Here is a 1,241-nt window from a genome sequence, read left to right on the forward strand (position 1 = left end):
CCGGATGCCGCCGCCCCGCAGCAGACGCCACCGGCCGGCACCGGACGGCGTCGCCGACTCGCCGCCCCGGCGACGGAGACCGACGCCTCGGAGCCCCACCCGCCGACGTCGGCGCAGCAGCAGGCGACCAGCCCCCCGCACGAGTCCCACGAGCCGCAGCAACCCCACCATTCCCACATGCCCCACCAGGCTCAGGAACCGCACCAGCCACACCAGGCGCCGGTTGCCGCGCCGGGGGCGGAGCCGCGTCAGCAGCCGATGCGGCAGAACGGTGCGCCCTCTCCCGCGCGGGAGTTCGCCATCGGCGCGCCGGACGCCGGGCTGGCCGAGGGACCGGAGCCGCTGGACGGGCCGAACGGCGCGGTGGAGGTGACGGAGACCGGACACGGCCTGCCGCAACACGCCGAGCGGGACGACGAGCTACCGCCGGAACCTCTCGACAACCCGCGCCGGCTGCTCGTCTGGCCCGAGCCGGACGTTTCCACCCAGCAGGCGCTGACCCAGCGCGGCTACCGGCCCGTCCTGGTGCACTCCCGGGAGGAGGTGGACGCGCAGATCGCGGCCTACCCGGCGGCGCTCTTCGTGGACCCGCTGACCGGCCCGATCACCCGGACCGCCCTGCAGTCGCTGCGTCAGGCGGCCGTCGCCGCCGAGGTCCCGGTGCTGGTCACCGCCGGTCTGGGACAGGCGTCCCGGGAGGCCGCCTACGGCGCCGACCCGGCGGTGCTGCTGAAGGCCCTCGCGCCCCGGGACAGTGAGCAGCACCCGCCGCGGGTGTTGCTCGTCGAGGAGCAGCCGGCGATCGCGCAGGCCTTCGCGGCGACACTCGAACGGCGTGGCATGCAGGTCGCGCACGCGCCGACGGATGCCGAGGCGGCGGGTATCGCCGCCCAGATCCGGCCGAACCTGGTGGTGATGGACCTCTGCCAGGTGCGGCGGCGCCGGGCGGGCGTCATCGACTGGCTGCGGGTGAACGGACTGCTGAACCGGACGCCGTTCGTCGTCTACACCTCCGCCGGGCTGGACCCGAACGAGTTGCCGCGGCTGGCCTCCGGCGAGACGGTGCTGTTCCTGGCCGAGCGGTCGACGAGCGACGAGGTGCAGAGCCGCATCGTGGACCTGCTGGCCAAGATCGGCGCCGCCTGAACGGACCTGCCCGGTGCCCCACGCCGCCGGGCAGGGCGGTGCCGGGCACGGCGTCGTCGGCCAGGGCGTCGTCGGACACGGCGGCGCCGCACGCG

General features: G+C 75.7%; 1 protein-coding gene. It reads left to right on the plus strand.

The window, feature by feature from the left end; all coding sequences use genetic code 11:
• Positions 1–1,146: PleD family two-component system response regulator (locus tag ACYVE9_RS27400; protein ID WP_461030584.1), on the plus strand; the 1,146-nt coding region annotated here is incomplete at its 5' end.
• Positions 1,147–1,241 lie beyond the last annotated feature (95 nt).

The organism is Streptomyces sparsus, from assembly GCF_054776295.1.